Source organism: Streptomyces sp. NPDC126497, from assembly GCF_040302425.1.
Lineage (GTDB): Bacteria > Actinomycetota > Actinomycetes > Streptomycetales > Streptomycetaceae > Streptomyces.
This window is the reverse complement of record NZ_JBEORT010000013.1, coordinates 20,432-46,339: the sequence shown is the minus strand read 5'-3', so window position 1 is coordinate 46,339 and position 25,908 is coordinate 20,432. Positions and strand designations below refer to the sequence as shown.

25 protein-coding genes and 2 pseudogenes are annotated in these 25,908 nt (G+C 71.9%); 18 read left to right on the top strand and 9 right to left on the bottom strand.

Annotated features, from left to right (window positions below):
• Positions 1 to 28 precede the first annotated feature (28 nt).
• Entirely contained in the window at positions 29 to 1,117 is a 1,089-nt protein-coding gene (locus ABTY20_RS09520) for an alpha/beta hydrolase family protein (protein ID WP_351996398.1), read from the top strand.
• On the opposite strand, the pseudogene ABTY20_RS09515 reads toward ABTY20_RS09520, so the two are convergent.
• Positions 1,018 to 1,610 (bottom strand): annotated as a pseudogene (locus tag ABTY20_RS09515) (FAD-dependent oxidoreductase); the annotation flags it as partial. The gene ABTY20_RS09520 and the pseudogene ABTY20_RS09515 overlap by 100 nt on opposite strands.
• 298 nt (positions 1,611 to 1,908) lie before the next feature.
• Between ABTY20_RS09515 and ABTY20_RS09510 the strand changes: the two are divergent.
• Genes ABTY20_RS09510 through ABTY20_RS09500 form a run of 3 tightly spaced genes read left to right on the top strand, consistent with a single transcriptional unit; the run spans position 1,909 to position 5,259 of the window.
• The gene (locus ABTY20_RS09510; protein ID WP_351996397.1) at positions 1,909 to 2,643 is read left to right on the top strand and encodes a carotenoid biosynthesis protein; all 735 of its coding nucleotides are present in this window, start codon (positions 1,909 to 1,911) and stop codon (positions 2,641 to 2,643) included.
• Positions 2,640 to 3,764 (top strand): glycosyltransferase family 2 protein, encoded by a 1,125-nt coding sequence (locus tag ABTY20_RS09505; protein ID WP_351996396.1) that lies wholly within the window; start codon positions 2,640 to 2,642, stop codon positions 3,762 to 3,764. The genes ABTY20_RS09510 and ABTY20_RS09505 overlap by 4 nt, the downstream gene beginning before the upstream one ends.
• A gap of 1 nt (position 3,765) precedes the next feature.
• A complete protein-coding gene (locus tag ABTY20_RS09500) occupies positions 3,766 to 5,259 on the top strand; it encodes a phytoene desaturase family protein (RefSeq protein ID WP_351996395.1) in 1,494 nt (497 codons plus the stop codon).
• 13 nt (positions 5,260 to 5,272) lie between these two features.
• On the opposite strand, the gene ABTY20_RS09495 is transcribed toward ABTY20_RS09500, so the two are convergent.
• A complete protein-coding gene (locus tag ABTY20_RS09495) occupies positions 5,273 to 6,922 on the bottom strand; it encodes a YhjD/YihY/BrkB family envelope integrity protein (protein ID WP_351996394.1) in 1,650 nt (549 codons plus the stop codon).
• 342 nt (positions 6,923 to 7,264) lie between these two features.
• On the opposite strand from ABTY20_RS09495, the gene ABTY20_RS09490 reads away from it, so the two are divergent.
• A complete protein-coding gene (locus ABTY20_RS09490; protein ID WP_351996393.1) occupies positions 7,265 to 7,537 on the top strand; it encodes a hypothetical protein in 273 nt (90 codons plus the stop codon).
• Here ABTY20_RS09490 and ABTY20_RS09485 read toward each other — a convergent pair.
• Positions 7,531 to 8,184, bottom strand: coding sequence for a S1 family peptidase (locus ABTY20_RS09485; protein WP_351996392.1), 654 nt, complete (start codon positions 8,182 to 8,184; stop codon positions 7,531 to 7,533). The two genes, ABTY20_RS09490 and ABTY20_RS09485, sit on opposite strands and share 7 nt — an antisense overlap.
• 566 nt (positions 8,185 to 8,750) lie before the next feature.
• On the opposite strand from ABTY20_RS09485, the gene ABTY20_RS09480 reads away from it, so the two are divergent.
• A complete protein-coding gene (locus tag ABTY20_RS09480) occupies positions 8,751 to 9,725 on the top strand; it encodes a GNAT family N-acetyltransferase (RefSeq protein ID WP_351996391.1) in 975 nt (324 codons plus the stop codon).
• A gap of 437 nt (positions 9,726 to 10,162) precedes the next feature.
• On the opposite strand, the gene ABTY20_RS09475 is transcribed toward ABTY20_RS09480, so the two are convergent.
• Complete coding sequence (locus ABTY20_RS09475) at positions 10,163 to 10,489, bottom strand: hypothetical protein (RefSeq protein WP_351996436.1); 327 nt, start codon at positions 10,487 to 10,489, stop codon at positions 10,163 to 10,165.
• A gap of 240 nt (positions 10,490 to 10,729) precedes the next feature.
• On the opposite strand from ABTY20_RS09475, the gene ABTY20_RS09470 reads away from it, so the two are divergent.
• Genes ABTY20_RS09470 through ABTY20_RS09460 form a run of 3 tightly spaced genes read left to right on the top strand, consistent with a single transcriptional unit; the run spans position 10,730 to position 11,796 of the window.
• On the top strand, positions 10,730 to 11,239 hold the full coding sequence (locus ABTY20_RS09470) for a hypothetical protein (protein ID WP_351996390.1): 510 nt from the start codon (positions 10,730 to 10,732) through the stop codon (positions 11,237 to 11,239).
• Complete coding sequence (locus ABTY20_RS09465) at positions 11,200 to 11,388, top strand: hypothetical protein (RefSeq protein ID WP_351996389.1); 189 nt, start codon at positions 11,200 to 11,202, stop codon at positions 11,386 to 11,388. The genes ABTY20_RS09470 and ABTY20_RS09465 overlap by 40 nt, the downstream gene beginning before the upstream one ends.
• Before the next feature lie 48 nt (positions 11,389 to 11,436).
• On the top strand, positions 11,437 to 11,796 hold the full coding sequence (locus ABTY20_RS09460) for a hypothetical protein (protein ID WP_351996388.1): 360 nt from the start codon (positions 11,437 to 11,439) through the stop codon (positions 11,794 to 11,796).
• Positions 11,797 to 11,918: 122 nt separating this feature from the next.
• Here ABTY20_RS09460 and ABTY20_RS09455 read toward each other — a convergent pair whose 3' ends face one another.
• Positions 11,919 to 13,037 (bottom strand): serine hydrolase domain-containing protein, encoded by a 1,119-nt coding sequence (locus tag ABTY20_RS09455; protein WP_351996387.1) that lies wholly within the window; start codon positions 13,035 to 13,037, stop codon positions 11,919 to 11,921.
• A gap of 172 nt (positions 13,038 to 13,209) precedes the next feature.
• On the opposite strand from ABTY20_RS09455, the gene ABTY20_RS09450 reads away from it, so the two are divergent.
• Positions 13,210 to 13,869: a TetR/AcrR family transcriptional regulator gene (locus ABTY20_RS09450; protein ID WP_351996386.1), complete on the top strand. Its 660-nt coding sequence runs from the start codon at positions 13,210 to 13,212 to the stop codon at positions 13,867 to 13,869.
• Between the two features lie 355 nt (positions 13,870 to 14,224).
• Here ABTY20_RS09450 and ABTY20_RS09445 read toward each other — a convergent pair whose 3' ends face one another.
• A complete protein-coding gene (locus tag ABTY20_RS09445; RefSeq protein WP_351996385.1) occupies positions 14,225 to 14,596 on the bottom strand; it encodes a VOC family protein in 372 nt (123 codons plus the stop codon).
• 93 nt (positions 14,597 to 14,689) lie between these two features.
• Between ABTY20_RS09445 and ABTY20_RS09440 the strand changes: the two genes are divergently transcribed.
• Positions 14,690 to 15,151 (top strand): MarR family winged helix-turn-helix transcriptional regulator, encoded by a 462-nt coding sequence (locus ABTY20_RS09440; RefSeq protein WP_351996384.1) that lies wholly within the window; start codon positions 14,690 to 14,692, stop codon positions 15,149 to 15,151.
• 417 nt (positions 15,152 to 15,568) lie between these two features.
• A complete protein-coding gene (locus ABTY20_RS09435; protein ID WP_351996383.1) occupies positions 15,569 to 15,757 on the top strand; it encodes a hypothetical protein in 189 nt (62 codons plus the stop codon).
• Here ABTY20_RS09435 and ABTY20_RS09430 read toward each other — a convergent pair.
• Positions 15,739 to 15,891 (bottom strand): hypothetical protein, encoded by a 153-nt coding sequence (locus tag ABTY20_RS09430; RefSeq protein ID WP_351996382.1) that lies wholly within the window; start codon positions 15,889 to 15,891, stop codon positions 15,739 to 15,741. The two genes, ABTY20_RS09435 and ABTY20_RS09430, sit on opposite strands and share 19 nt — an antisense overlap.
• 60 nt (positions 15,892 to 15,951) lie before the next feature.
• On the opposite strand from ABTY20_RS09430, the gene ABTY20_RS09425 reads away from it, so the two are divergent.
• From ABTY20_RS09425 to ABTY20_RS09400, 6 genes and pseudogenes are all read left to right on the top strand, one after another.
• Positions 15,952 to 16,299 carry a MarR family transcriptional regulator gene (locus ABTY20_RS09425; protein ID WP_351996381.1) on the top strand — a complete coding sequence of 116 codons (348 nt, stop codon included), beginning with the start codon at positions 15,952 to 15,954 and terminating at the stop codon, positions 16,297 to 16,299.
• Between the two features lie 192 nt (positions 16,300 to 16,491).
• Positions 16,492 to 16,878: pseudogene (locus ABTY20_RS09420) on the top strand (EamA family transporter); the annotation flags it as partial.
• Positions 16,879 to 17,393: 515 nt separating this feature from the next.
• Complete coding sequence (locus tag ABTY20_RS09415) at positions 17,394 to 18,149, top strand: (5-formylfuran-3-yl)methyl phosphate synthase (protein WP_351996380.1); 756 nt, start codon at positions 17,394 to 17,396, stop codon at positions 18,147 to 18,149.
• An 8-nt stretch (positions 18,150 to 18,157) separates the two neighbouring features.
• Positions 18,158 to 19,561 (top strand): aldehyde dehydrogenase family protein, encoded by a 1,404-nt coding sequence (locus tag ABTY20_RS09410; RefSeq protein ID WP_351996379.1) that lies wholly within the window; start codon positions 18,158 to 18,160, stop codon positions 19,559 to 19,561.
• A 2-nt stretch (positions 19,562 to 19,563) separates the two neighbouring features.
• Positions 19,564 to 20,670, top strand: coding sequence for an NAD(P)-dependent alcohol dehydrogenase (locus ABTY20_RS09405; protein WP_351996435.1), 1,107 nt, complete (start codon positions 19,564 to 19,566; stop codon positions 20,668 to 20,670).
• A gap of 80 nt (positions 20,671 to 20,750) precedes the next feature.
• Complete coding sequence (locus ABTY20_RS09400; protein WP_351996378.1) at positions 20,751 to 21,656, top strand: class I SAM-dependent methyltransferase; 906 nt, start codon at positions 20,751 to 20,753, stop codon at positions 21,654 to 21,656.
• A 195-nt stretch (positions 21,657 to 21,851) separates the two neighbouring features.
• On the opposite strand, the gene ABTY20_RS09395 is transcribed toward ABTY20_RS09400, so the two are convergent.
• Both ABTY20_RS09395 and ABTY20_RS09390 read right to left on the bottom strand, forming a co-directional pair.
• Positions 21,852 to 22,385 (bottom strand): EF-hand domain-containing protein, encoded by a 534-nt coding sequence (locus ABTY20_RS09395; RefSeq protein ID WP_351996377.1) that lies wholly within the window; start codon positions 22,383 to 22,385, stop codon positions 21,852 to 21,854.
• Positions 22,386 to 22,922: 537 nt separating this feature from the next.
• Positions 22,923 to 25,865, bottom strand: coding sequence for a helix-turn-helix transcriptional regulator (locus tag ABTY20_RS09390; protein WP_351996376.1), 2,943 nt, complete (start codon positions 25,863 to 25,865; stop codon positions 22,923 to 22,925).
• Positions 25,866 to 25,908: the final 43 nt, after the last annotated feature.

The window sequence follows — 25,908 nt, the reverse complement described above, 5'->3', positions numbered from 1 at the left end:
CGTGTGGTCACTCGTCACGGTCCTGGTCGTGACCGCCGGTCTCGGCGGTGTGGTGCTGTGGCAACACTCCTACGACATGGACGAGCGGCGGGTCACGATCCGCCACGGCGGCCACACCCTCAACGGCGTACTGGCCGTCCCCGAGGACGGCCGCGAGCATCACGGCCTGGTCGTGTACGTCCACGGTGACGGCCCCGTGGACGCCACCCACGACGACGGTTACAAACCCCTGTGGGAAGCGAACGCCGAGGCCGGGTACGCCTCCCTGTCCTGGGACAAGCCCGGCGTCGCGGGCGCGCCCGGAAACTGGCTCGACCAGTCCATGGACGACCGGGCCGAGGAGGCGGCCGCCGCCATCGCCTGGGCCCGCGCCCGCCCGGACATCGACGGCGACCGGATCGGACTCTGGGGCGCCAGCCAGGCGGGCTGGGTCCTGCCGAAGATCGCCGCCAAGACGCCCGTGAGCTTCGTCATCGCCGTCTCGCCCGCGGTCAACTGGCTCCAGCAGGGCCGCTACAACCTCCTGGCCGAACTGCGCGCCGACGGCGCATCGGCAGCCCGCACCAAGGCGGAGATCGCCAAGAGCGACACCACCCGCCGGTTGCTGGAACGCCGTGCGACCTTCGCGGAGTACGTCAAGGCCACGCGCGGTGACACCGACGGCATGACCGCCGACCGCTGGGGCTTCATCTCCAGGAACTACACCGCGGACGCCACGCAGGACCTCCGCGCCCTGCGCGGCATACCGGTGCTACTGGCCCTCGCGGGCCGCGACACCAACGTGGACACCGCCGACACGGAGCGTACGTACCACAAGGTGCTGGACACAGCCGGTGCATTGACGGTCAGGCATTACCCGGACGCGACCCATTCACTGCTCAAGCGGTCCATCGAGCAGTCGGACCTCACGATCACGCTCACCGCGCTCTTCTCCCCCCACTCGCTCTTCGCGAACGGGTTCCTGGACGACCAAGGACAGTTCCTCGAGGAACTCGGCCGAGGCAGTCACGCCACGGCGGGGTCGGCGAAGAAACCGCGGGAGAAGACCTCGAAGGCGAGGTGGTGGGCGCTCGCCGGGAAGCGGACCTGTTCCAGGAAGGACCGGGCGTCGAGGTGATCGAGCCTGTGGTAGACGTCCGGTACGCCCACGTCGAACAGTTCGAGGGCGGCGTCTTCGGCAGACCGGCGAAGGTGTCCGTGTGCCCGGCGCCGTGGAGCAGCGGACAGTCCGGAACGGGCGTCAGGAGGTCGAGGCCCGGGTCGATGCGTCGCAGCAGCGCGCGAAGGCTGTAGTACTGCCGGAAGAAGGCGTGGAAGCCGCGGGACATGGTCACGGTCGAACCGTCACGCAGTGCGGTCGGCCAGCCGGCCAGACGCCCACCGAGGTGGGGATGCTGTTCGAACAGGTCGGCCGTCATGCCCCGCTCGGCCAGGGCGACGGCGGCCGTGACCCCCGCGACGCCGCCGCCGACGACCGCGATACGGAGCGGCGGCCCCGTCCGCCAGGCCGGCGGGAGGTCGTTCGTGGAGGCACTGATCCGTACCGCGCACCGGTCCCGTCCGGGCCTGTCCACCGCGCGGCAGTGGTTTCCGTACCGTCTGTGGGACATCCCTGGACCGCTTCCTCACTGCTGTCACCGACCGGACGAGGTGGTGCGGCGCGGCCCGCCCGGTCTCGGGCCCGTACCGGAGGCGCTCGCGGGCGCCGCGCCGCCGTGTGGTCCGTAGCGGTGAAGCTTCCGGTGCCGTTCCCGCCGCCTCGGTGGGGGGAACGGGTTGTCTTCCTATGCTCACGGCATGGTTCAGGTACAGGAACGGCCGAGGCTGCACCGCGGGCCCGGGGGCGGTCGGCGGGCGGTCTGGTTACTGGCTGCGGCCGCCGTACTGTGCCAGATTCCTTATCCGCTCGTGTCGGGTCCGCGACGCGATGTCCTCACCGTCGTCGGCGTGGTGGTCTTCTGCCTGGCGTCCCTCGCGGCCGCCGCGCTGCGGCACGGCGTGCGGGGTCCACTGGCGCTGTTCGTGGTGGCGGGGCTGGGGGGCCTGGTGGTGGAGGCCGTGGGGGTGCGTACGGGTTTCCCGTTCGGCGCCTACCACTACACGGGCTCCTTGGGGCCGAGCGCGGCGGGGGTGCCGGTGGTGGTGCCTCTCGCCTGGGTCATGATGGCCTGGCCCGCGCTGGAGGCCGGGCGCGTACTGGCCGGGGGCCGGGACCGCCCCCGGACGCGTCCGGCCAGGGTGCGGACGGCGGTGATCGGCGGGTGGGCACTGGCGTCCTGGGACGTCTTCCTCGACCCGCAGATGGTTGACGCCGGTCACTGGGTCTGGTCGGCCCCCCGCCCGGCGCTTCCCGGTGTGGAGGGCGTGCCGCTGACCAACTTCGCCGGGTGGGTGGCCGTGTCCGTGGTCATGGTCGCCGTCGTGGACGCCGTCTCCGGACGCTCGGTGCGGCGATCCGCCGGGAGCGGCGGGCACGACGGCCCGGCCCTCGCGCTGTACCTGTGGACCTACGCCTCCTCGGTGACGGCCTGCCTGGTGTTCTTCGACCGCCCGCAGGTGGCGCTGGTGGGCGGAACGCTGATGGGCCTGGTCGCCGTGCCGCTGGCCGTGCGGGTGGCGGGTGCCGTCGGGAGACGGGGGTGAGCCGGTTGCGTCCCGTGCGGACGATGGTCGCGGCGGGAACGGTGCTGGCGGCCGCCGGTACCGCGCACAGCGCCTGGAACAGCACCGCCCTGCGGATTCCGCCGGCGGATCCGCCGCCGGTGACCGAGCTCGTGTCCCTTCTGATGCCGGTGCGCAACGAGGCCGGACGGGTCGGTCCCGCACTGCGGTCGCTGCTGGCGCAGGAACACCTGCCCCGGGCAGAGGTCATCGTGCTCGACGACCAGTCCACCGATGACACCGGTGACGTGGTCCGCCGCCTGTGCGGACCGTACCGGCACGCCCGGGTCGTGCGCGGTACGGCGCCGGAGCCGGGTTCTCCGGGCAAGGCCCATGCCTGCCACCAGCTCGCGTCGCTCGCCCGGGGCAGCGTGCTGGTCTTCGTGGACGCGGACGTGGTGCTCGCGCCGCATGCGGTGGCGTCGTCGGTGGCGCTGTTGCGCTCGACCGGGCTCGACCTGGTCTCCCCCTTTCCCCGCCAGGCCGCCGAGGGACCCGCCAACCGGCTCGTCCAGCCACTGCTGCAGTGGTCATGGCTCACGGCGCTGCCGTTGCGGCGGGCGGAGACCTCGCCTCGGCCGGCGCTGTCCGCGGCGAACGGCCAGTTCCTCGTCGTGGACGCCACCGCCCTGTACGGATGCGGCGGCTTCGCCGCGGTCACGGACGAGGTCCTCGAGGACATGGCGCTCGTCCGGGCGCTGAAGCGGGCCGGCGGTCGGGGCGGGATCGTGGACGGCAGCCGGATCGCGAGGTGCCGGATGTACGACGGCTGGCGCGATCTGCGCGAGGGGTACGGCAAGTCCTTGTGGACGGCGTTCGGGTCCGGCGGTGGCGCGGCGGCGGTGTGCGTCCTCCTCGTCTGGGCCTACGTGGTGCCCCCGTTGGCAGCGCTGGGGGGATCGTGCTGGGGGGCGGCCGGATACGTCGCGGCCGTGACGGGGCGGACGCTGACCGCGCGGCGCACGGGTGGGCGGTGCTGGCCGGACGCGCTGGCTCACCCGGTGTCCGTGGGACTGCTGGTGGTGCTGACGGCGCGGTCCTGGCTCGGTCACCGCCGTTCCACGTTGACGTGGAAGGGCAGGCCGCTGCGGGGGTGGCGCTGAGGTGGCCCGCGTCGCCGTGATCGGTGCCGGCATGGGCGGGCTGGCGGCCGCCGCCCGGCTCGCCCGTCGAGGACACCACGTCACCGTCTACGAGCGGGCGGCCGTGTGCGGGGGCAAGCTCGGCACCGTGCGCCGAGACGGTTTCGTCTTCGACACCGGGCCGTCACTGCTGACCCTGCCCGAGGTCTATCACCGGCTGTTCGCGGACACCGGCGCTCCCCTGGAGCGCTCCGTACCGCTGAGACCGGTGGAGCCGGCCTGCAGCTACCGGTTCGCCGACGGGACCCGGCTGGCGATGCCCGGTGACCCGTGCCTGGTGCCCGGTGCCCTGGACGAGGCTCTGGGCGAGGGGGCCGGAGCGCAGTGGGCCCGGCTGCACGCGGCCTCCGGGAAGCTGTGGGGATTGGTGGGCGAGAACGTGCTGCGGCGTCCGCTCGGCGGTCCGGCGGGACTGCTGCGCCGCTCGGTCCGTCCCCGCGACCTGGCGGCCGTCGCTCCCTGGCGCACCCTGCGGGGCACCGGCCGACGGTACCTGCGTGATCCCCGGCTGCGCATGTGGCTGGAGCGCTACGCCACTTACAGCGGCTCCGATCCGCGGCGCACACCCGGTGTCATGACGGTGGTCCCGTACGTGGAACAGCGCTACGGCACCTGGTACGTGCCCGGAGGCCTTCGCCTGCTGGCCGAGGCCGTGGAGCGGCGTTGCGTCGATCTGGGGGTGCTGTTCCGCTACGGCTGCGGGGTCACCGCGGTGGACACCTCGGGCCGGGGCGTCACCGGCGTCCGTCTGGAGGACGGCGGCACGGCGGCGGCGGACGTCGTCGTCTCCGGCGTCGACGCCGCGGTCCTCTACGGACGCCTGGCAGCGGACCGACGCGGGCACCGGCCGCTGGCCGCCCTCGCACGCGCCCAGTCCTCGTCGGCCGGGTTCGTTCTCCTGCTCGCGCTGCGTGGGCGGGATGGCCGGGCACCGCATCACCGGGTTCTGTTCCCGGCGGACTACGACGCGGAGTTCGACGCCGTCTTCGGTGCTCAGGCCCGTCCCGCCGCCGACCCCACGGTGTACATCAGCTCTCCGGACGACGCCGCGCTGCGTCCCGACGACGCGCACGAGGCGTGGTTCGTCCTGGTCAATGCCCCCCGGCACTCACCGTGGAGGGCGCCCGGCACCGTCGACTGGACCGTCCCGGGGCTCAAGGAGTCCTACGCCGAGCGGATCCTGGACGTCATGGCCGACCGCGGCACGGACGTGCGCCGACGCCTGCTGTGGTACGAGGCCCGCACCCCCTTCGATCTGGAACACGCCACCGCGAGTCCGGGCGGAGCCATCTACGGCACCTCGTCCAACGGCATCCGCGCCGCTTTCCTCCGACCTGCCAATCGCTCCCCCGTTCCCGGGCTCTTCCTCGTCGGCGGATCCGCCCACCCCGGCGGCGGTCTTCCGCTGGTGGCGCTGTCGGCGGAGATCGTCGCAGCGCAGATCGGCGACGCCTGATCGCGCGGAGCCCTTACTTCAACGTCCGCGTCACCCCGGCCGCCAACTGCAGGAGGCCGACGGTTCCGGCCACCGTCCAGCACACCGCGCACACCGTCGCCCAGTCCCACCCCGTCCCCGGCGTGCCTTCGGACGCCAGACCGCTCCCCAGGCACGCGACCGCGCACAGCACCACCCGCAGCGGCCGTTCGGCGACGCTCAGCGCCCCGATCCCACGCATTCCCGCCGCATTGGCCCGGGCCCGCACGTACTCGTGCAGCTGAGCCAGGGAAGCGGCCGCCAGGCACCAGGGGGCCGGCGCCCCCAGGGCGTACAGGATCACGACGAGCAGGAGGTCCGCCACCCGGTCGGCCAGGGCGTCCACCACAGCGCCCAGGGGGCGGGCCCGGCCGGTGACCGCGGCGACCGCGCCGTCCAGTCCGTCGAGCAGACCGGACAGGACGACGAGCGCGCAGGAGACCAGTGGCCACGGGCCGCCCGCGGCCGCCGGCCCCACGGCGGCGGCGACCGTGAGGGGTCCGGCCAGCGAGAGGAGATCGGGCGGCACGGCGCGAAGCGGACGTGTGCGGGCGCAGCGCTGGACCAGCACCACCCACGCCGGGACCAGAACGCCGCCGGGGGGTCCGTACCCTCCGTGGAGCTCGGCCCACCGCGTCAGGGCGTCGGCGCGGCCGTGCGCCCCGGGTCCGGTGAGCACCCGCCTGCGACCGTGGGAGGGCGCTTGTGCGGCCCCGGTCGCTCCGGACCACGGCCGGGCGGCGGGCTCACCGGCCGGGTGATCGCCCGGAGCACGGCTCCTCCGGAAAGGGCGGGGCATCGTGAGAAGGGGGCCTGCGTGGCCGTCCAGGCAGAGCATCAGCCGGTAGCCGACGAGCAGGACCGCGTGCAGCAGGTACAGCCACAGGCCCAGCGCCACGGTGACACCGGGGACGACGAGTCCGCCGAACGGCACGCTCCAGTCGACCGGGATGGCCAGGAACACCACGAAGCCGCAGAGGAAACCGCACAGGAACGCCCCCGTCACGAACGCGGCCAGGACCGTCGCCCGAAAGCCGGCGACACCGACGCCGACGAACCGGAAGACCAGGAGCACCTCCGTGGAGAGCAGGAGCCACAGCAGGTGGAAGGCGAGGAAGGCGGACACCGCGGGACGCCAGCCGCCGGTGTCGGCCAGTCGGGCCAGCGCCGGACCGGCGTACAGGGCGGTGCCCATGAGAAGCGGGGCCGCCATCAGTGCGGGCACCAGTCCCAGCCTGCCCCGCCAGCCGGTGAACGTGTCGTCCTCCGCCGCCACCGGGGACACGTGCAGGAAGCCTCGTCGCAGCCCTTCCCCGTACAGGGTGGCGGGCACCAGCGCGATGGCGAGAGCAGGCCAGGACGACTGGACCACGGCCTCGGCCAGGGTCCGCAGTCCCGCCTGCGTTCCGTGCCCGTACGGAAGCGCGTCCGCGATCCGCGCCACGGCCCACCGGGTGTCGTCCCCACCGAGCGCGGCCGCGCACAGCCGGAGCAGCACCAGGGCCAGGGGAACGACGGAGACCATCCCGAAGAAGGAGACGCCCGCCGCCGCCAAGGCCACCTGCCTGCCGCGCAGACCGTCCCGCACCTCGCGGATGAGAAAGCGCAGCGCGTACCGCCGTGTGTAGGTGGCACCAGTCGGCACCGGTTGCTCCTCTGCGCGTTCCCTGACCGATATAGCGCTTTATGGTGACAATACACAGCACGTCCCCCGGCAGCTGTCCTCTCATGGGCACACGCCTCCGTCCTCACCTCGGCGCCGGTCCCGCTCCGCCCCGTGGACGCGCCGCCGGCGCGGAAGCCGGGGCATGGTGCCGGCCTCGGCACCGAGCGGCGCGGCTCGGACCGAGCGCGAGCCGGTGCACGCGGGTGGGCCGCCGGACACAGCGCGGCGAACTGCCGGAGGACACCGCCGAGCCGCCGCCCGCACGCCACCGCGGCGCAGGCCGCGGCCGGTGGCGCTGGAGGCGTCCGGCCGGGTGGCCGGGTGGCCGGGGCGTGGCCGCACCACTACGACAGCTTCACCCTGTTCTCCCCCGCCCGGCACGGCCCCCTGCCCGGGATACCGTTCCCCGGCGCCGCCCTCGACCGCCACCCGCACCGCGACGGGGTCGGCGCCTGCCTCACCTCGTACGCCGGTCGTCCGGACCGGCTCGAGCAAGGGCGGAACTTCCGCCGGGTGCGCCGCAGTCCCGCCGTCTCACGTCGATGGTTCAAGCCGTCCCCGCCCTGGAGCCACACCGTTGAGAAAGCTCAGTAGACGCTCAGGCCGTACGCCGACAGCCACTCGGTCACCGGCCGGTAGTAGGTGAAGCCTCCCGCGCTGCAGTTCCCACTGCTGCCGACGATGATGCCGAGAGCCGTGCCGCCCGAGAAAGCCGGGCCGCCGGTGTCTCCGGGCTCGGAGCAGAGGGTCGACCGGAACAGTCCGTACACGGTTCCCTCTCCGTAGTCGATGGTGACGTTCACGGCCTGGACGGTCCCGCAGCGGTACCCCGTGGTCCGCCCGACGTGGCAGACGGACTGCCCGACGACGGGACGCGCCGCGTTGGTGATGTCGCGGGTACCGGCGCCGGCGCCCAGCGAGACCTCCCCCGGGTAGACGACCGCCGTATTGGTGTACCGGACGCTCGAGTGGTCGTCGCCCGGGAAACCCACTCCCGCGGTGACGCCGACAGCGACGGTCAGGGCGGGGTCGGCGTACCAGGTGCGGGCGCCCTGGGCGCACCGGCCCGAAACGAGCGCGTGCTGCGTGGAGCCGGAGCGGGCGTTGAAGCCCACGGTGCAGCGGGTACCGGCGCTGTAGAGGGTGTCGCCCCCGCGCACCGCGACGGCCGCCTGTTGCCCCGCTCGCTGGCCGGCCTGCGCGGCCGATCCGGCGGCGGACCAGCCCAGGAGCAACACCACTGCGATGACGGCTCGGAGGGCGGTTCGGAGGGGCCTTTCACGACGCATGGGACTCACAGCGGCCTCCTACGGCATGTACCTGCCATTGTGGGTCCTCCCGGTCCGGACGGTCAGACCGAAAGCCGCCAACCGCACGGCGCTCCGAGACGCCCCGCCCCGCGCCTCGTCAACAGCGGATCACCCGGTCGAGCACGCACCCACGACCAGCAGAGCGACCGGCCCGCGGAAGAAGACCTCACCGACTGATCAGCGAACCCGGTGCATGACAGGTCCACGGCTCACACCACCACCAGAACCGGCAACCCGGCCGGTCCGCCGGGCGAACCGTCGACGGCGGTGCCGACCACGGTGGGGCGAGGCGGTGGAGCAGGCACACCCGGCGCTTCTCCGGCTCCCCGGAGGCCGTCGGCGGACCGGGGCGCGGCGGGTCGTCGACCGGCGGAGGACGGGCCGCCCGGTCGTCGGGGAACGCGGCCGTCCGGTCCTCGGAGTACCGCCGGACCCGTCGCTTCGCCCGCCCCGCGTGTTCGTGGTGCGATGGAACCGGGGCGGAAAGGAGAGCGATCATGTCCGCAGTGAAGCGAGCGGGTGCCGCCGCCCCGGTGTCGGTCCGCCCGTTGGTCGAGCCGGACCTGGACCGGGCCGACGAGATCTTCAGGGTCGCCTTCGGTACCTTCCTCGGGGCGCCCGAGCCGAAGACGTTCTTCGGGACCGCCGACTACGTCCGCACCCGCTGGGCGGCAGATCCACGCGCGGCCTTCGCGGCGACCGTCGAGGGCGAGGTCGTCGGATCGAACTTCGCCGCCGACTGGGGCAGCGTCGGTTTCTTCGGCCCGCTGACCGTACGTCCGGACCTGTGGGACCAGGGCATCGGCAGGCGCCTCATGGAACCGGTCATGGCCTGCTTCGACACCTGGGAGAGCCGTCACCTCGGCCTGTTCACCTTCTCGCACAGCCCCAAGCACCTGGAGCTCTACCGCCGGTACGGTTTCTGGCCCCGGTTCCTCACCGCCATCATGAAGAAACAGGTCACCGCCGGTGCCGCGGTCCCCGGCCGAGTGCTGTACGGCGAGCTGACCGCCGACGAGCGGCCCGGCGCGCTGAGCCTCAGTGACGCACTGACGGGGGCCGTGTACGAGGGCCTGAGCCTGGAGCGCGAGATCACGGCCACACAGGCGCAAGGGCTCGGGGACACCATCCTCCTCGAGGGCGCCGGCTCCGGCCTCGACGGACTGGCCGTCTGCCACTGCGGAGCGGGGTCGGAGGCCGGTGAGGACGTGTGCTTCGTCAAATTCGGCGCCGTACGCCCCGGCCCGGACGCCGCGGACCGGTTCGAGCGACTGCTGAACGCGTGCGAGCAACTGGCCGCCGAGCAGGGACTGGGGCACCTGGACGCCGGAACGAACCTGGCCCGCCAGGATGCCTACCGGCGCATGGCCGACCGCGGGTTCCGTACCTGGCTGCAAGGCGTGGCCATGCACAAGCCCAACGAACCCGGCTACAGCCACCCGGACGCCTACGTGATCGACGACTGGCGCTGAGACCACCGCCGTGCCCGGTTTCGGGAAGACCCGATGCCGCCAGGAGACGTCCGGCCCCAGGACTGCACTCCGTCGCACGACCGGCTGCGCGAGACCGTCCGCACGGCCGACACCCTCGGACTCCTGCCGGCGGTGCGGGTCGCACCGGCGTCCACGACCGACCGGGACGCCGCCCGCAGCCTGTTGCCCGCAGCGAAGAACCACGTCCGGCAGCCGGCCCGCATCCGGGCCGACGACGGCCACACGGCGCCTGGTCCCGAGGGGGCTCGGGCGGCAAGGTCGGAGGCCTGCTCGGTGACGTGGTCGGGCAGTTCGGTGTCGACCGTGCCGGGCTCGACGACGGATCAGTACCCGGTGGTTGGACAAGCACGTGAAGCTCCTGGTGGCCCGTCCGATCGGCCCGAGCCGTGGCAGGTGGCGTAAGCGCGCACCGGACCTCAGGCCGCGGGCAGCGGAAGCGTCACCCGTCGTCCCAGGCCGAACTCCTCGGCCTCGTCGTCACTGACGACCGCGAAGGTGCCCGTTGGGACTCCGGGCAGTGCGGCCACGCGGGAAGCCACCGCCAGCAGACGCGCTTCACCGGCTCCTGTGACGAAGAAGACGTGGGCGTCCCCGTACTCCTCTCCCTCGTCGAGGACCTCCACGTCGCCTTGGTCCTCGAGACCGGTGAGGAAGTCCTCGACCGCCTCGATCCATGGGAACGGGTAGGCGCCGTCGGACAGGTTCGGCGTCGGCAGCAGCGGCACGTGGATCTCGACAACCATGGTGGGCACGGGTCCATTCTCCCCCGAGCGCCCTTGTCCGGCTCAGCCAGGGACGATCTCCACGTCAGTAACCCTTGCGAGGTTGAGGAGGGTCACTGCAGACGACGCGGCCCCCGTCCCTGGACCCATCGGAAATCAGCACGGACGCCGTCGCATTGCAGGGATGTGACTCTGTCTGCGAGTGGGTATTCACCCGGTGGTGTTCCCGTGTTCCGCGTCTCGCGTCCCGGGGGAGCTTCGGTGTGGTCGCTCGGTCTGCGCGCGCTGGTTCTCGCAGCCGCGGTCTGGGTCCTGGTGTGCTGCTGGTCCCCGGTGGAGGAGCAGCAGCGGGCCACCGCGGCGTACCGCAATGCTCCCGTGTGCGCGGCCGGGCAGGCGTCGGGCGGCCCGTCCCATCCCTGTGTCGAGCGGAGCGCGGCACGGATCGTCGGCAAGTCCTCCCACCGGACCTGCAACGGGGACGGGAACAACGGGGTCTGGTGCGTGAACCAGTACGTCGTCACGGTCCGCCACGCGCGCGGCACGGGAGTGGTGTCGGTGAAGTCTCCCCTGTACCAGGCCGTGCACGAGGGGGATCCGGTCACCGTGCGCCTCTGGGGCGACGCCGTGGTGCGCATGGGGGCCCACGGCCGTACTGAGACGTACGACAGTCCTGCGGAGCTGTCGTTGCTCCGCGAACTGTCCGTGGCCTGCATCGCCCTGGGGTGGCGATGGTTGTGCTGGCGCCCCGGCTCCTGCCGCCGTTCCTGAGGGGAGCGGCGCCGCTGCTGGCTGTACCGGCCGTCGGGATGACCAACGGCCTGCTGGTCGGATCACTGGCCGTCTGGCAGTGGATCCTGTTCGTTGCGATGGGTGTGGCGGGACTGGTCGTGCTGGTCGCCCTGTTCGGTGAGGACTGACCTCCCCGTGGTGGCAGAACCTGAGCCGCGCTCTTCCCCCAGAGCCCAGTGGAAGCGTCGGCCGGTCCTGAACGGCTCGCCACGGCAGGAGAACTCACCACGGCTCAGGCCAGGGGACTCGACCGGGCGCTGGACCGCCTCCGGGCGTGGCGCATCGCATCAGCGCTGGACATGGCAGGCGGCCCCGACGTGCTCGTCGGCTACTCCATCATGCTCGAAATGTGGCTGCTGACGAACCCGACGAGCCGCGTCAACGGATACCTCTGCGAGGAGGTGTTCCGCGGCGTCGCGCTCGGGCGGAACCGCTTCGGCCTGCTCGGACTGAAGGACCGTGCTCCGGCCATCTGCACGGCTCGGCCGGCCACCGGCCGAGGCTCGCCAGCGGCGAGGAGTGCCCCGTGGCGGTGAGACGGACGCCCTGCCGACCATCGCCACGTTCGGGGAAGAGGACGACGAAGGGCGCAGCCGGTTCCCCGGACGGGGGGCGTGCGGGTGCGCGGTGGGGCCGACGGGTTCGGCAGGTGGCCCGGTCAGCCGTACATCGCCACGCGGTACAGAGCCGCGAGCGCGCCGTCGATGGAATGGGGCTGCGGCCTGCCGGAGGAGTCGAGCCTGTTCCACCTCTGCAGGTTCACCGCGACTGCCATCCGCCGCTTGCCGTCGGCGCGGATCATGGCCAGCGCTCCCCCGCCCCAGACCGTGCCGCCGTGGCCCCAGAAGGTGCCCTGCCCGGGGCCCTCCATCGGGTGCAGCCCGAGGCCGTAGTCGATCGTCCTCCCCTCCTGGGAGACGACCGGGACGGTGCGCTGCATCTGCGCCAGCGACGACGGGCTGACGATCTCCCCGGCCAGCAGTCCGCCGAAGAAGCGGTTGAGGTCCGAGACGGTCGACACCAGAGAGGCCGACGGCCCCACCCAGGACATGTCGTAGACGCTGTAGTCGCGCGGTGGGTCGATCATGCCGAACCACGCCTCGTAGAGCCTCGAGTGCGGTCCGTCGACGTACGGTCCGGTGGGCAGTTCGGTGTCCTGGAGCCCGGCGCGCTCGATGACGTTCCGGGTGATGTAGCGCTCGGCGGTGGTGCCGGTCACCCGTTCCAGGAGCTGGACCAGGAGCAGGTAGTTGGTGTTCGAGTACACCCCCGGGGTACCGCCCGGGGTGCCGACGGCGGGTGCGGTGATCCCCATCTCGATGAGTTCGGTGGGGTCGAACCGCGTGAACCGGTGGTCGTCCAGGCTCTGGGGTCCGGTTTCCGCGAGGACGGGGTACGCCTTGAGGGAGGGATAGGCGTACGGGAGGTACTCGGCGAGGCCGCTGGTGTGGTTGATCAGCATCCGGACCGTGATCGCGTCACCGCGTGCGCCGGGGACCAGTGCCGGAAGGTACCGGCCGATCGGTGTGTCGAGCCCGATCCGACCGCTCTCGACCTGCTGCAGCACCGCGGCAGCGGTGAAGGTCTTGGTGATGCTGCCGACACGGTGCCGCATGTCGGCGGTGACGGGGCGGCCGGTGGCGACGTCGGCCACCCCGGCGGCGCCGCGCCAGACCCGGTCACCGTCGCGCACCTCGGCGAACAGACCCGGCATCCCGGCGCGGTGGACGTCTTCGATGGCGGCGTCCAGCGCCGCGAAATCCAGTGGGTTCTTCACGTCATGCGTCCTTCCGTGTCCCCCGGGGGTGAGCTCTCCATCGGCCACCTGACCCGGGCGACGGGGCACAAGTGGCGTGCCGACCCGTCCGGCACACCCATGCCCTCATTATGCACGCAGTGCGTGCATCACCAAGTGCACGGATAGGCTGAGGTCCGGTGAGAGGAGCAAGATGGCAGGGCGAAGGCGTTGGACGACCGAAGAGATCCTGGATGCGGCGGCGGAGTTGCTGCGCACGAGCGACGCGGATTCGTTCAGTGTGCGCAAGCTGGCCGCGGTCCTCGGGACGGATTCCTCCAGCCTCTACCGGCACTTCCGCAGCAAGACCGAACTGCTGCGCGCGGTCGCCGACCGGATCCTCCTGGCCGCGGTGGACGGCTACCGTCCGGAGGGCGACTGGAAGCAGCGCATCACCGCCCTGGCCCTGCGCGTGAGGGAGGCCTTCGGCCGGCAGCCCCAGCTCGCCGCGGTCTGGGGGCGCTACGCCTCGTCCGGCACCGGCTCCCGGCTGGTCATGGAAGAGGTGCTGCAGGCTCTGCGCGCGTCGGGGCTGCCCGACGAGGAGATCCCGGCGCACTACCACCGGATGGCGGTCCTCATCGCCGCGCTGATCGCCTCCGAGGCCGGGGTCAGCGCCGTCACCCCCGGAGAGCACGAGCAGGCCATGGAGCTGTTCCGCGTCGCGGTCCTGGGCGCCGACCCCGAACGCTTCCCGGCCCTGGCCCACTTCGCCCGCGACGTCCGCCCCCTCGGGGCGGATCGCCGTGCCGCGTTCGAGGAGATCCTCGCCGCCCAACTCGCCCACGTCGAGGCTGCCGTCCGCCTGGACTAGAGGACCATCGGCGGGATGGGGCAACACGCCTTCGCCCCGGACGATCCGCCGCGGGCCGGCCGGACCAGTCCGTGTCCCGTCCGCGCGCAGGACGGGAACCACCGCCCGGGCCCGCCCGCCGGGGGCGGGGTGGAAGGCGGTGCCGACGTGCGGCACGCCCGCACCGGCCCCCTCCTCCGTCCCTCCTGCCGCACGGCGGCGGTGACGATGTCCCGGCCGCCGTCCGGCGCGAAGGCCGGGCGCAGCGCCCCGTCGCGCGCCCGCCGGCGGAAGGCCGGGGTGGAGCCTTCCGGGAAGCACGGGCTCGTCGCGAGTGGGAACGGGCCCCGGGCGGCAGGGACGACGGCCTTCACGGTCAGTCTCCGTGCACGGTGAGCCGGTAGCCCTCGGGGCCGGTGAAGGAGAACGTCGGTCCGAAGGGGCTGTCCTGCAGCGGGGTGACGTCCTGCGTGCCGGCGGCGAGGAGCTGTTCGCGCAGTGCCGGGGCGTCGGTGGTGCGCAGCCACAGCGCTACGCCCAGCCCGGGACGTGCGGCATCGTCCAGGTCGACGCCGGGCAGCGGCTCGCGGACGGCGAACGGGATCGGGGTGGTGGCGAAGACGACTGCGTGGGCCGGCCCACCGGGGGCCCGCCGCAGCCCGAGTTCCTCCTCGAAGAACGCGGCCGCAGCCGGTACGTCCCTCACCTGCAGGGCGACGAAATCGGGGCCTTCGACGGTGGCGGTCATGATGCCTCCAAGGGTGGTTTCCGGAACTTGCATGTCAGAACTTTGACATGACCGAACGTAGACGCCGACCGGGAGGGATGTCAAAATACTGACATGGAAGACCGCGCACCCGTCCCACTGCCGCATCCAGCCGAGGGCGTCACCGAGCACGTGGGATACCGCCTCAAGAAGGCCTCGGCCGCCTTGCGCAGCGCCATGGACAAGGCCCTGCGCGAACACGACCTCACCGTCCCCCAGTACTCCTGCCTGGAACTCCTCGACGAACACCCCGGCTTGTCCAACGCCGACCTCGCCCGAGGTACCTTCGTCACCCGGCAGTCCGCCAACGTCGTCCTGCGCGGCCTCAAGGACGCCGGCCTGATCACCCAAGCGGCCAGCACCGATCACGGCCGCGCCCTGCCCATCCACCTCACCGCGGCCGGGCAGCGGCGCTTGCACGCCGCCCGCAGTGCCGTCTACGCCATCGAGGAACGCATGGTCAAAAGCATTCCCGCACATCGACTGACCGCCCTCCTGGCCGACCTCGACGCCATGGCCGAAGCCTTCGACACATGACCGTCGGCCTCTCTGCGGACGGAACGGGCCGGCGTCCGGGAGCCGGTGCGCGCAGAGGGGTGGCGCCTGCCGCCCGATCCGTCCGTGACGGGGTGTACGGGGAGGTGAGGGCCCCGGATCCTCGGTCCGGGCCGGCCCCGCGTCCGTGGTTGGGACGACGCTTGTTCCGGCCTGGGGTGGCTTCGGATCGCGGTCCCCGTGGGGCCGGTCAGGGTAGTTGTGGGGCTGTCGGGAGGGGCTGGTGCGCCATGAGGGAGAATGCCGCGCATGACGACTTGAAGAGCACCGGCCGGGCGGCGGCACTGGGTCAAGGTCGCGACCTGGGACACGGTCGGAGACGGTGATCGTCGAATCTGCGCCGCCTGCGGGACAGCAGTCCGCTCCTACCAGTTCCGTCTCCATCCGCCCGAGTCCTCCATGTTCGAGCAGTGCGTCGGCTTGGCCTGGTGCTCCGGGTGCCGGATCTACTCCGGTGCGATGGTCCACGTCCCCCGGACGCGTGTCCTCGTCGACGCACTGGGGTCCCTGTCCGAGGACGAGGCCGTTCGACTGCGTCGCAGCGAGGTGAAACTGGTCGCCCATCTCGATCACCAGGACCGCCGGTAGTCGTGATGCGCGTCCAGGGGGTGACCGGCCTCCCGTGAGGGCCGCTTCTTCGCCTCCTGCTTGGCCTCGGCCAGGGCGAGGCGGCAGGACGCGGGAGGGGCCCGCCCGGTGGAGGAGCCGATCGGGACCCGCAAGGAGCCCGATGAGCCACGACAGCATGACTTGCCACACGTCATCGGGGGCGTGCGTGACTCATGCATGCCGAATCCACCACAGCGAATCTTTTGGGGGCGGCCGCACTTGCCCTCAGTGACGTGGTGGTCGCCGAGGCGACGCGGGCGGCCAACACCGGTTCGAGTGGAGCTGCCGCGCTGGTGGTGTTGTCCACGGACCCCGGTCTGAGCGTCACCGAGCTGGGTCGGCGGGTGGGACTGAGCCAGTCCGCGGCGGCCCGCATGGTCGGCAGCCTGGAAGAACAGGGGCTGGTACGCAAAGAAGCCGGCTGGGGGGGGCGTGGGTCCGCCTTCGGCTCAGTGATCGGGGCGCGCAGGCAGCACGTACCCTCCTCGCCCGCCGCGGCGACGTACTGCGGCAGGCGCTGAGCCGTCTCGACGACGGCGAGCGTGAGCGGCTCGGCCGGTTGCTGGGCAAGGTCCTGACAGGTGTGTACCGGCAGCCCGGTGACGCCGAACGCATCTGCAGGCTGTGCGACCGGTGTGCCTGCGTCCGGGACGGTGCGACCTGCCCGGTGGGTCAGGCGGACCGGGATCACCGGGCACGCCACGAGCACGACCATGGGTGAACTGCTCGCTCTGCTGTCCGCCCTGTGCTTCGGCATCACGCACTTCGTCAACGGCCTGGTCTCGCGCCGGCACAACGGGCTGACCGTCGCACTCCACGCCCAGCTGGGCGGCACCGTACTCGGACTGTTCCTGGCCCTGGTCCCGAACGGTGGAGCCGCCTCGCTCGCCGACTACGGCTGGGGCGCGCTGTCGGGGGTGGGGACGGGAATCGGGGTCGCCTTCCTGTACCGGGCGATCTCCCAGGGAGCGATGAGCGTGGTCGTTCCGGTCAGCGATGTCGGAGCCGTGGCCCTTCCGGTCCTGGTCGGGGTGTGTTTCCTCGGAGAGCACCCGGCCCTGCCCGCATGGGTGGGGATCGCCGCCGTCCTGCCGGCGCTGTGGCTGGTCTCGCAGAACTCTGCGGATCCCGGCGACAAGCAGCGTCGGGCGATATCCGCAGGAGTCCCCAGTGCCTTGGTCGCCAGCGTGGGATTCGGCGTGCAGTTCCTCGCCATGGCACAGGTGGGCACGGACAGCGGCTTGTGGCCGGTGGTGCTGAGCCGGGGGGTCTCCGTCCTGGCCATCGCCGCGGTCCTGGGTTCCTGCGGTGCCCGTTGGAGGCTGACGGGCAAGCCGTGGGCGGCAACGCTGACGGCCGGCGCCCTGGGCACACTGGCGATCGTGCTGTACCTGGAAGCCGCCCCCCGGCGCGCTGCGGCCGGTTTCACCCGGTGCGAGTTGGTTCGCCCCGGTATGTACGGCGCACTGTACGTGGGCGCGAGCGCCCTATGGGAACTCTGCGCGCTCTGCCGGTTCCTCAGGGTGACAGAGATGATGAGCACACCGCACATGAGCCAGGTGATCCGCGGTCCCCCGCCCTTCGGCCGGGCGGACCGGCGGCGAAGGAGGTCAGGGTGTTGCTTCTCATCTCCCCGGACGGTGTCGAGGAGGCCCTCGATTGCGCGAAGGCGGCTGAGCATCTCGACATCGTCGACGTCAAGAAGCCCGACGAGGGCTCTCTCGGCGCGAACTTCCCCTGGGTCATCAGGGAGATCCGCGACGCGGTCCCGGCGGACAAGCCGGTGTCCGCGACCGTGGGGGATGTCCCGTACAAGCCCGGCACGGTGGCCCAGGCTGCGCTCGGCGCGGTCGTCTCCGGGGCCACGTACATCAAGATCGGCCTCTATGGGTGCACGACGCCTGATCAGGGCATCGAGGTCATGCGCGCGGTCGTCCGGGCGGTGAAGGACCACCGCCCGGACGCGCTCGTCGTCGCCTCGGGCTATGCCGACGCCCACCGGATCGGCTGTGTCAACCCGCTCGCCGTGCCCGACATCGCCGCCCGCTCCGGCGCCGACGCGGCCATGCTCGACACCGCTGTCAAGGACGGGACGCGGTTGTTCGACCACCTTCCGCCGGACGTCTGCGCCGAGTTCGTCCGGCTGGCCCACGCGTCCGGTCGGCTCGCGGCTCTCGCGGGCAGTGTCACGCAGGCCGACCTCGGTCCGCTGACCCGCATCGGTACGGACATCGTGGGCGTACGGGGAGCGGTCTGTGAGGGCGGTGACCGCACTACCGGAAGGATCCAGCCGCATCTGGTGGCCGCCTTCCGGGCGGAGATGGACCGGCACGCCCGGGAGCACACCGTCGGCGTCCCCTCCGTGCGCTGACCGCCGTCATGCCGACCTCCGAGGCCGATCGCGTCCCCGGACACCGGGCCGCACGTCTCGCCGTCGTCGACCCGGCCACCGGGGAGATCTTCGACGAGGTTCCCGATCAGCAACCGGACGAGTTGGACGGCGTGGTCGACCGGGCCCACCGTGCCTGGCACGGCTGGCGGGCCGACCCCGTCGTACGCACCACTGCGTTGCGCGTGGCGGCCGACGCGGTGGAGGCGGCCGGCGATGACCTCGCCCGGTTGCTCACCCGGGAACAGGGCAAGCCCCTGACCGAGTCGTATGCGGAGGTCGCCCGTACGGCGGCCCGTCTGCGCTACTTCGCCGACCTGGCCCCCAGAACCCGGCGGATCGTCGACGGCCGGCCGGTGCGCAGCGAGATCCGCTGGCGACCGCTCGGGCCCGTCGCGGCGGTCGTGCCGTGGAACTTTCCCCTCCAGCTCGCGGCGGCGAAGTTCGCGCCCGCGCTCGCGGCGGGCAACACCGTGGTCCTCAAACCGTCCCCGTTCACCCCCCTCGCCACCCGACTGCTCGGCTCCGTCCTCGCCACCGCCCTGCCCGAGAACGTCCTGACCGTCGTCACCGGCCGCGAGCCCCTCGGCGCCCGCCTCGTCGCCCACCCGGGCATCCGCCACGTCACCTTCACCGGCTCGGTTCCCACCGGGCGGGCCGTCGCCGAAGCGGCGGCGGCCTCGCTCGCCCGGGTCACCCTGGAACTGGGCGGCAACGACGCCGCCATCCTGCTGGACGATGCCGACGTGGACCGGATCGCGGACCGGCTGTTCTGGGCCGCCTTCCGCAACTGCGGACAGGTCTGCATGGCGGTCAAACGCGTCTACGCCCCGGCCCGGCTCCACGCCGAGGTCGTCGAAGCCCTCGCCCGGCGCGCGAAGACCGTCGCCGTCGGGCCCGGCCTGAACCCTGAGACCCGGCTGGGTCCGATCAACAACGCCCCCCAGCTGGCCAGGGTCGAGCAGGTCGTGAAGCAGGCCCTGGCGGACGGAGCCCGGGCGGCGGCCGGCGGCCACCGGCTGGACGGGCCGGGCCACTTCTTCGCTCCCACGATCCTCACCGACGTCCCGCCCGACAGTCCCGTGGTGACCGAGGAACAGTTCGGTCCCGTCCTGCCGGTGCTGCCCTACCGGAGCCTCGACGAGGCCGTCGACGCGGCCAACGGCACCGGCTTCGGACTGGGCGGCTCCGTATGGGGCACCGATCCGGACCGGGCCGAGGCCGTGGCCGACCGGCTCGAATGCGGCACGGCCTGGATCAACCACCATGCCGAACTGTCCCTCGCCCAGCCCTTTGCGGGCGTCAAGAACAGCGGTGTCGGCGTCGCCGGTGGACCGTGGGGGCTCTACGGCAACCTCCGGCCGTTCGTCATCCACCGTCCGCAGGAGGCATGACGATGAGGTTCCAGGCGGCCGTACTGCGCTCGTACGAGGACCCGTTCACGGTCGAGGAGGTGACCCTGCGCACAGAACCCGCCGTCGGCGAGATCTTGGTCAGGATCGCGGGCTGCGGGATGTGCCGGACCGATCTCGCGGTCCGGCGATCGGCCGGCCGCAGTCCGCTGCCGGCGGTGCTCGGCCACGAGGGGGCCGGAGTCGTGGTGCGGACGGGCGGTGGCCCGGACGCCGTGATCGACGTCGGTGACCACGTCGTGCTGAGCTTCGACTCCTGCGGGCACTGCCGGGCCTGCCGCGGCGCGGCCCCCGCCTACTGCGACTCCTTCGCCTCCCTCAACCTCTTCGGAGGACGCAAGGAGGACGCGCCGCGGCTCACCGACGCGACCGGGGAAGCACTGGCCCCCCGCTGGTTCGGCCAGTCCTCGTTCGCCGAGTACGCGCTCGTCCCTGCCCGCAACGCCGTCCGGGCCGACCCCGCCCTGCCCCTCGAACTGCTCGGACCGCTCGGCTGCGGCTTCCTCACCGGCGCCGGGGCCGTACTGAACACCTTCGGCGTCGGCCCCGGCGACACCCTCGCGGTCTTCGGCGCGGGAGCGGTGGGTCTGGCCGCCGTGATGGCGGCCACCGCCGCCGGCGCGTTGACCGTGGCCGTCGACCAACACCCCCGACGGCTGGCCCTGGCCGAACGGTTCGGCGCGATCCCACTGCCCGCGGCGACGGCCGGACTGCCCGAGCGGATCCGGAGCCTGACCGATGGCGGCGTGCAGTACGCGCTGGACACCACGGCCTCGTCCCCGCTCGTCAACGACGCGCTCCGGGCACTGCGTCCCACCGGCATCCTCGGCCTGGTGGCGCGGCTCCACACCGCGCTGCCGCTCGAACCGGGCACTCTGGACCGGGGCCGCAGTATCCGCCACATCTGCGAAGGGGACGCCGTGCCCGGACTGCTGATACCCCGGCTGACCGGGCTGTGGCAGGCCGGGCGCTTCCCCTTCGACCAGCTGATCCGCACCTACCCACTGGCCGACATCAACGAGGCCGAACGCGACTGCGACGCGGGCCGCGTGGTCAAACCCGTCCTGCTCCCGGAGCGAGGAAGCCGATGAGCGAGGCGTACAGCACCGCGGACTCACCGCATCCGACAAGCAGACACCTCGCAGTCCCCGCTCCCGCCAACGGAGGAAACATGGCCGACACTGCGCCGCAGCACACGGACGCGGAAAGCGTGAACGCAGGAGTGGGCCTGACCGCCCTGCTGGTCGCCGCGGCCCGAGCGATCGAAACCCACCGCCACGACAGCCTGGCCCAGGACATCTACGCGGAACACTTCGTGCGCGCCGCCCCGGCATGCGCGGACTGGCCGGTACGCATCGAGCAGGTTCCGGACGGGGACGACAACCCGCTGTGGGGGCGGTTCGCCCGCTACTTCGGCCTGAGGACCCGGGTCCTCGACGACTTCCTCCTCCGGTCGGTCCGTACGGGTGCCCGTCAGGTCGTCCTGCTGGGGGCCGGGTTGGACACCCGCGCCTTCCGACTGGACTGGCCCTCCGACTGCGTCGTCTTCGAGATCGACCGGGCGGGCGTGCTGGCGTTCAAACACCAGGTGCTCACGGACCTGCCGGCCACCCCGAAGGCGAAGCGCGTCCCCGTGCCGGTCGACCTGCGGGCCGACTGGGTCACCGCGCTGACCACCGCCGGCTTCGACCCGGCCGCACCGAGCGTCTGGCTGGCCGAGGGACTGCTCTTCTACCTGCCGAGCCCCGCCGAGACGTACCTCATCGACACGGTGGACCGGCTGACCACCGAAGGCAGCACGCTGGCCTTCGAGGCCAAGCTGGAAGAGGACCTCCAGGCATACCGTGACAGCCCGATCTACACGGCGACGCGAGAACAGATCGGCATCGACCTGCTCCACCTCTTCGACAAGGGACCCCGGCCCGACTCCGCGGGCGACCTGATGGCCAAGGGCTGGTCCACCTCGGTCCACACGCCCTTCCACTTCAGCCGCCGGCACCGGCGTGGTCCCCTGCCGGAGCCCAACGATGCGCTGGAAGGAAACCGGTGGGTGTTCGCGCACAAGTCCTCGCCCTGACACCCGCACCGCTCGCGACGCCTCCCGCACAGAGCACGAGGCCACCACGGCGACGAGCGTCCATGACATCGCCCGCGATCCCACCATCCGGACAGCCGCCCGGGACTTCCCCGGACGGCCGACCAGGCGGGTCACCGACTTCCGAAGCACGGCCCAGCAGCTCCGCCCACGGCCGGGAGAGCTGCTGGTGCCGTCTCAGACGGCCCGGGCCGCCACCAGCCGGTCGCCCGGGATCCCGGCCATGTCCGGCGCGTAGTAGTCCTTGATGCCGACGGCCCACGTAGCCACGGTGATGCGGTCCTCGGCGTCCGGACCGAAGGCGTCGAAGAGGGCGTGGACGTTCGCCTCCTCGAAGCCGATCGCCGTCATCAGCGATACGAAGAGGGGGCGCTCGATCAGGCCGTCCCCGTCGGGGTCGCCGAGTGCGGAGAGGGCCTCGGCGAACTCGGCGATCGTGGGACCGAAACGCTTGGGGTCGAGCACGAACGGACGGAACTCGTCCACGGTGATCACACCGTCGCCGTTGGCGTCCAGTTCAGTGGCCAGCGTGGTCCAGTAGCGGCGGAACGCGGCCCGGGCGGCGGCCTTGGCGCCGTCGTCCGAGGCGGCCGCCGCCTCCAGAACACGGTCCGTCATCAGTTCGAAGTCGTCGGAGTCGATGACTCCGTTGCCGTTGGCGTCGAAGAGGGAGAAGACCAGCTCGACCCGCTTGGCGGCCTCGTCTCGCATTTTCCATCACCTGTCTTCCGGGACCCGACGATTGCGGGCCTGGGCCAATGGGTGCCTCCACCCGACCGTGTCGGAACACACGGAAGCCTTTTGCCAACTGCACCGATGCAGCCGACCAGACCCCGATGCCGGCGACTTCGACCGCCCTTCCCGACCCGGCGCGCGTAGCGGCCATGACCCATGGAACCGCCATGACGGGCCGCAGGCTCTCGATCTTCGCTTCTGGTGACAGAAGGACTGCTGAACGAGCATATGTGACACGTCGGATGCCTCGTCTGCGACAACCGGACCGCTTCGGCCTCTCCCCTTCCCCGGCTCATCCGATCCCGCTGGTGACGACTCCTGCGCTTCGCTCGGGCGCGCTCGTGTATCCGCGGGGCGTCGGATGTTCAGCCCGGTGGACGGACTTGTCCACGAGGGCTCCGACGCCGTGATCACGCCGGCCACGGCGGGATCATCCCACCGCTGACCGGCAGTTGCGGGGCAACCCCTGACACGGAGATCGGGCAGGCGCGGGACCGGGCGCTCCGTGCCGCCTCACTCCTTCTCCCCGGCGGCCCGGCCGGCGAATTCGCACAGAGCGGAGCGTTCCGGGCTGCCGGTCTTCGCCAGCAGACTGGCCACGTGCTTCTCCGCCGTGCGCGGTGAGATGAACAGACACCGCGCGATCTCGTTGTTGCCGTACCGCCGGGCCAGCAGGCCCAGGACCTCGTACTCCCGTGCCGTGACCCCGAGCCGGCGCAGTGCCTCCGGGACATGTGCGTGGCCGGAGCGGCGCTGGGTGGCGGGCATGCCCGCCTGCCGCAGGAGTGCGCGGCAGGCGCTGGCCACCATGGTCATTCCCTCGTCATGGAAGTACTCCTCGGCCGTGCGCAGCCACACTCCCGGAGTGCCCCAGCCGTCCCGCAGGGCGGCCTCAGCGGCCAGACGCAGCCCGAGGTGGCGTGCGAGCGGAAAGGGAGCAGACGCCTCCAAGGCGGTCCGGATCGCCGCGACCGCTTCTTCGTGACGCGACGCTCGCCCCAGCAACACGGCCGAGGAGAACCGGGTGAACTGGAGGTTCCAGCGCAGGCGCGCGGACGCCTCTCGCCCGACGATCTCCCATCGGTCCCGGTCCGTGTCCGCGTCGACCGCCGCCACCAGGAGTTCCAGGCCGTAACGGCCGTAGAGGGAGTAGGCGGAGGGATGTCCCAGGTCCCACTCCCTGGCCTGTGCGAGAGCGGCGCGGGCCGCTGCCCTGTCCTCGTCGAGCAGGGCGGACACCGCATGGCACAGACCGAGCACCACCGGTGTGTACTCCGACCCCTCCCCACCGTGGTCGCGGTAGTCGGCCAGATGCTTCTCCATCTCGCGGCGCTTGCCTCGGTGCGCGGCCGACACCGCCTGGATGACGTACGTGTACTGCAGGTCTCCGGTGTGGCCGAGCCTGCCGAAGGCGGGCGCGCAGTGTGACAGGGCGAGCGCGGCCTTCTGGTGTTCCCCTCTCAGTACCGCGAGCATGGCCAGGCTCGCTTCGGTCTGGTAGGCGGAGGTGATGGCGCCGGATCGTAGAAACACCCGGTGTGCCTGCTCCAGTTGGTCCGTGCTGCCGTTGAGCAGCCCTTGGTTTCCCGCCAGCCGTCCCAGGGCGCGTGCCCGCCACAGGCCCAAGCCGTGCCGGTCCGCGACGGTGAGGATGCGGCGCAGGTGGGAGTTCGCCTCGTCGAAGCTCCGGGAACGGGCGAGCAGGGCGAGCAGCTGCAGGCCCTGGCAGACCACGACCGGGCGGCCGATGCGTTCGGCGGTTTCGATGGCTCTGCGCACCAGTGTCTCCACCCGTGCGGTGTCGACGCCGGATACCGGTCGGCCTCCACGCACCCGGACGTAGCCGTCGACGATGTCGACCGAAGCCCACTCCTGCGACGTACGGTCGTCACCGAGCAGCAGGCGTGCGGTCCGAACCTGTCCGGCGGCCTCTTCCCAGCGACCGACCATGGATGCGGCCCAGGCCAGCCGGGCGTGCAGACGGACCCGGCGGGTGTCGTCGAGGTACACGACTGCTTTCTCGGCGAACGCCTCGGCGAACGCGAACGCCCGCTCGACCGCGCCGGATTCCGTCAACGCGTCGAACAGTGAGTCCGCGGCGTCGGCCCAGGCGTCCTTGTGCCGGCGCGGGGAGAGCAGTTCCAGGGATCTCCCCAGCAGGGCCGCCGCCTTGGTGGCGAACCCCTCCTGGAGCGCCTGCTTCCCGGCCTCCACGAGCAGCAGGCCCGCCTGGTGACGGTCCCCGCAAGCGCATCTCAGGTCGACGACCAGCTCCCGCCACTCCTCGGGAAGTTCGGCACGGTCGGCCCTTGCCTTCTCCAGGGCGTCCGCCGCTTGCCGGGCGATCGCCGCCCGCTGCCCCGGCAGGAGGCTGGACAGCAGGGCCTGGGCGGTCAGTGCGTGGCGGAAGACGTACATGTCGCCGTCGGCGCCGTCCGGCAGGATCAACCGGACGTCGACGGCGGTCCTCAGGTGGATGTGCAGACTGCGGTCGTCGAGCCCCGTGACCAGTTGGAGGAGTCCGGCGGAGAACCTGCGTCCCAGCACCGCCGCGGTGTCGAGGGCGGCCCTGCCCTGTGGGTCCAGACGATCGGCGCGGGCCGCGATGCTACGCGTCAGCGTGGCGGGCACGGTGGTGTCGAGGTCACGGGTGAGGTGCCACTCCCCCACCGCGGTTCGTTGCAGGGCTCTCGCGGTGATCATGCCGTTGAGCAGTTCCTCGACGGTCAGTGGTATGCCGTCGGCATCGCGCTGGATCCTCTGGACCACCGGGGAGGGCACCGCGCTCACCGGCGTGCCCAAACAGGCCGCGGTCAGTTCCGCCACGTCCTGTGCCGCGAGTGGCTGGAGCTCGATGATCCGCCCCACGTTGCGGTTCCGGCCCTGGTACGCGAGGTCGAGCGCCGGCCCGTCGTCCGGGCGCAGCGTGGCGAAGAGGGTGACGGGCAGCCCTGCGAGGTTGTCCATGAGGTATTCGGTGACGGCGATCGACTCGGCATCGGCGTCGTGCAGGTCCTCCAGGACGAGGAGGCAGCCCTGTTCCCTGCCGATGCTGGCGAGCAGCCGCAAGGTGGCCTCGGCCAGAACGATCAGGGATTCCGGTTGATGGGGCCCGGAGTGCTCCCGCCACTGCGGCACGAGCGTGGACAATGCCACGCGGTAGGGACGCAGCTCGGGATCCCGAGGGGTCGCTCCGGTGCGATCCAGCGACAGCAGCGCCTCGGCCAGGGGGCGGAGCGCTATCGTGGCGCCGGTGCCGCTGCACCGCCCGCGCAGTACCGTGGTGCTGTTCCGGGCCCGGCCCGCGACGTGGTCGACCAGCCGGGTCTTGCCGATTCCCGGTTCGCCGACCACGAAGACCGTGGTTCCCCGGTGTTCACGGCCTCGTTGTACGGCTTTCTCCAGGTCCTGCATTTCACCGGCTCGACCGATCACGGTGGGTGAGGTGGCATGCACCTGAACAAACTATTCGTGGGGGATCAACGTTCGATAAACGAGC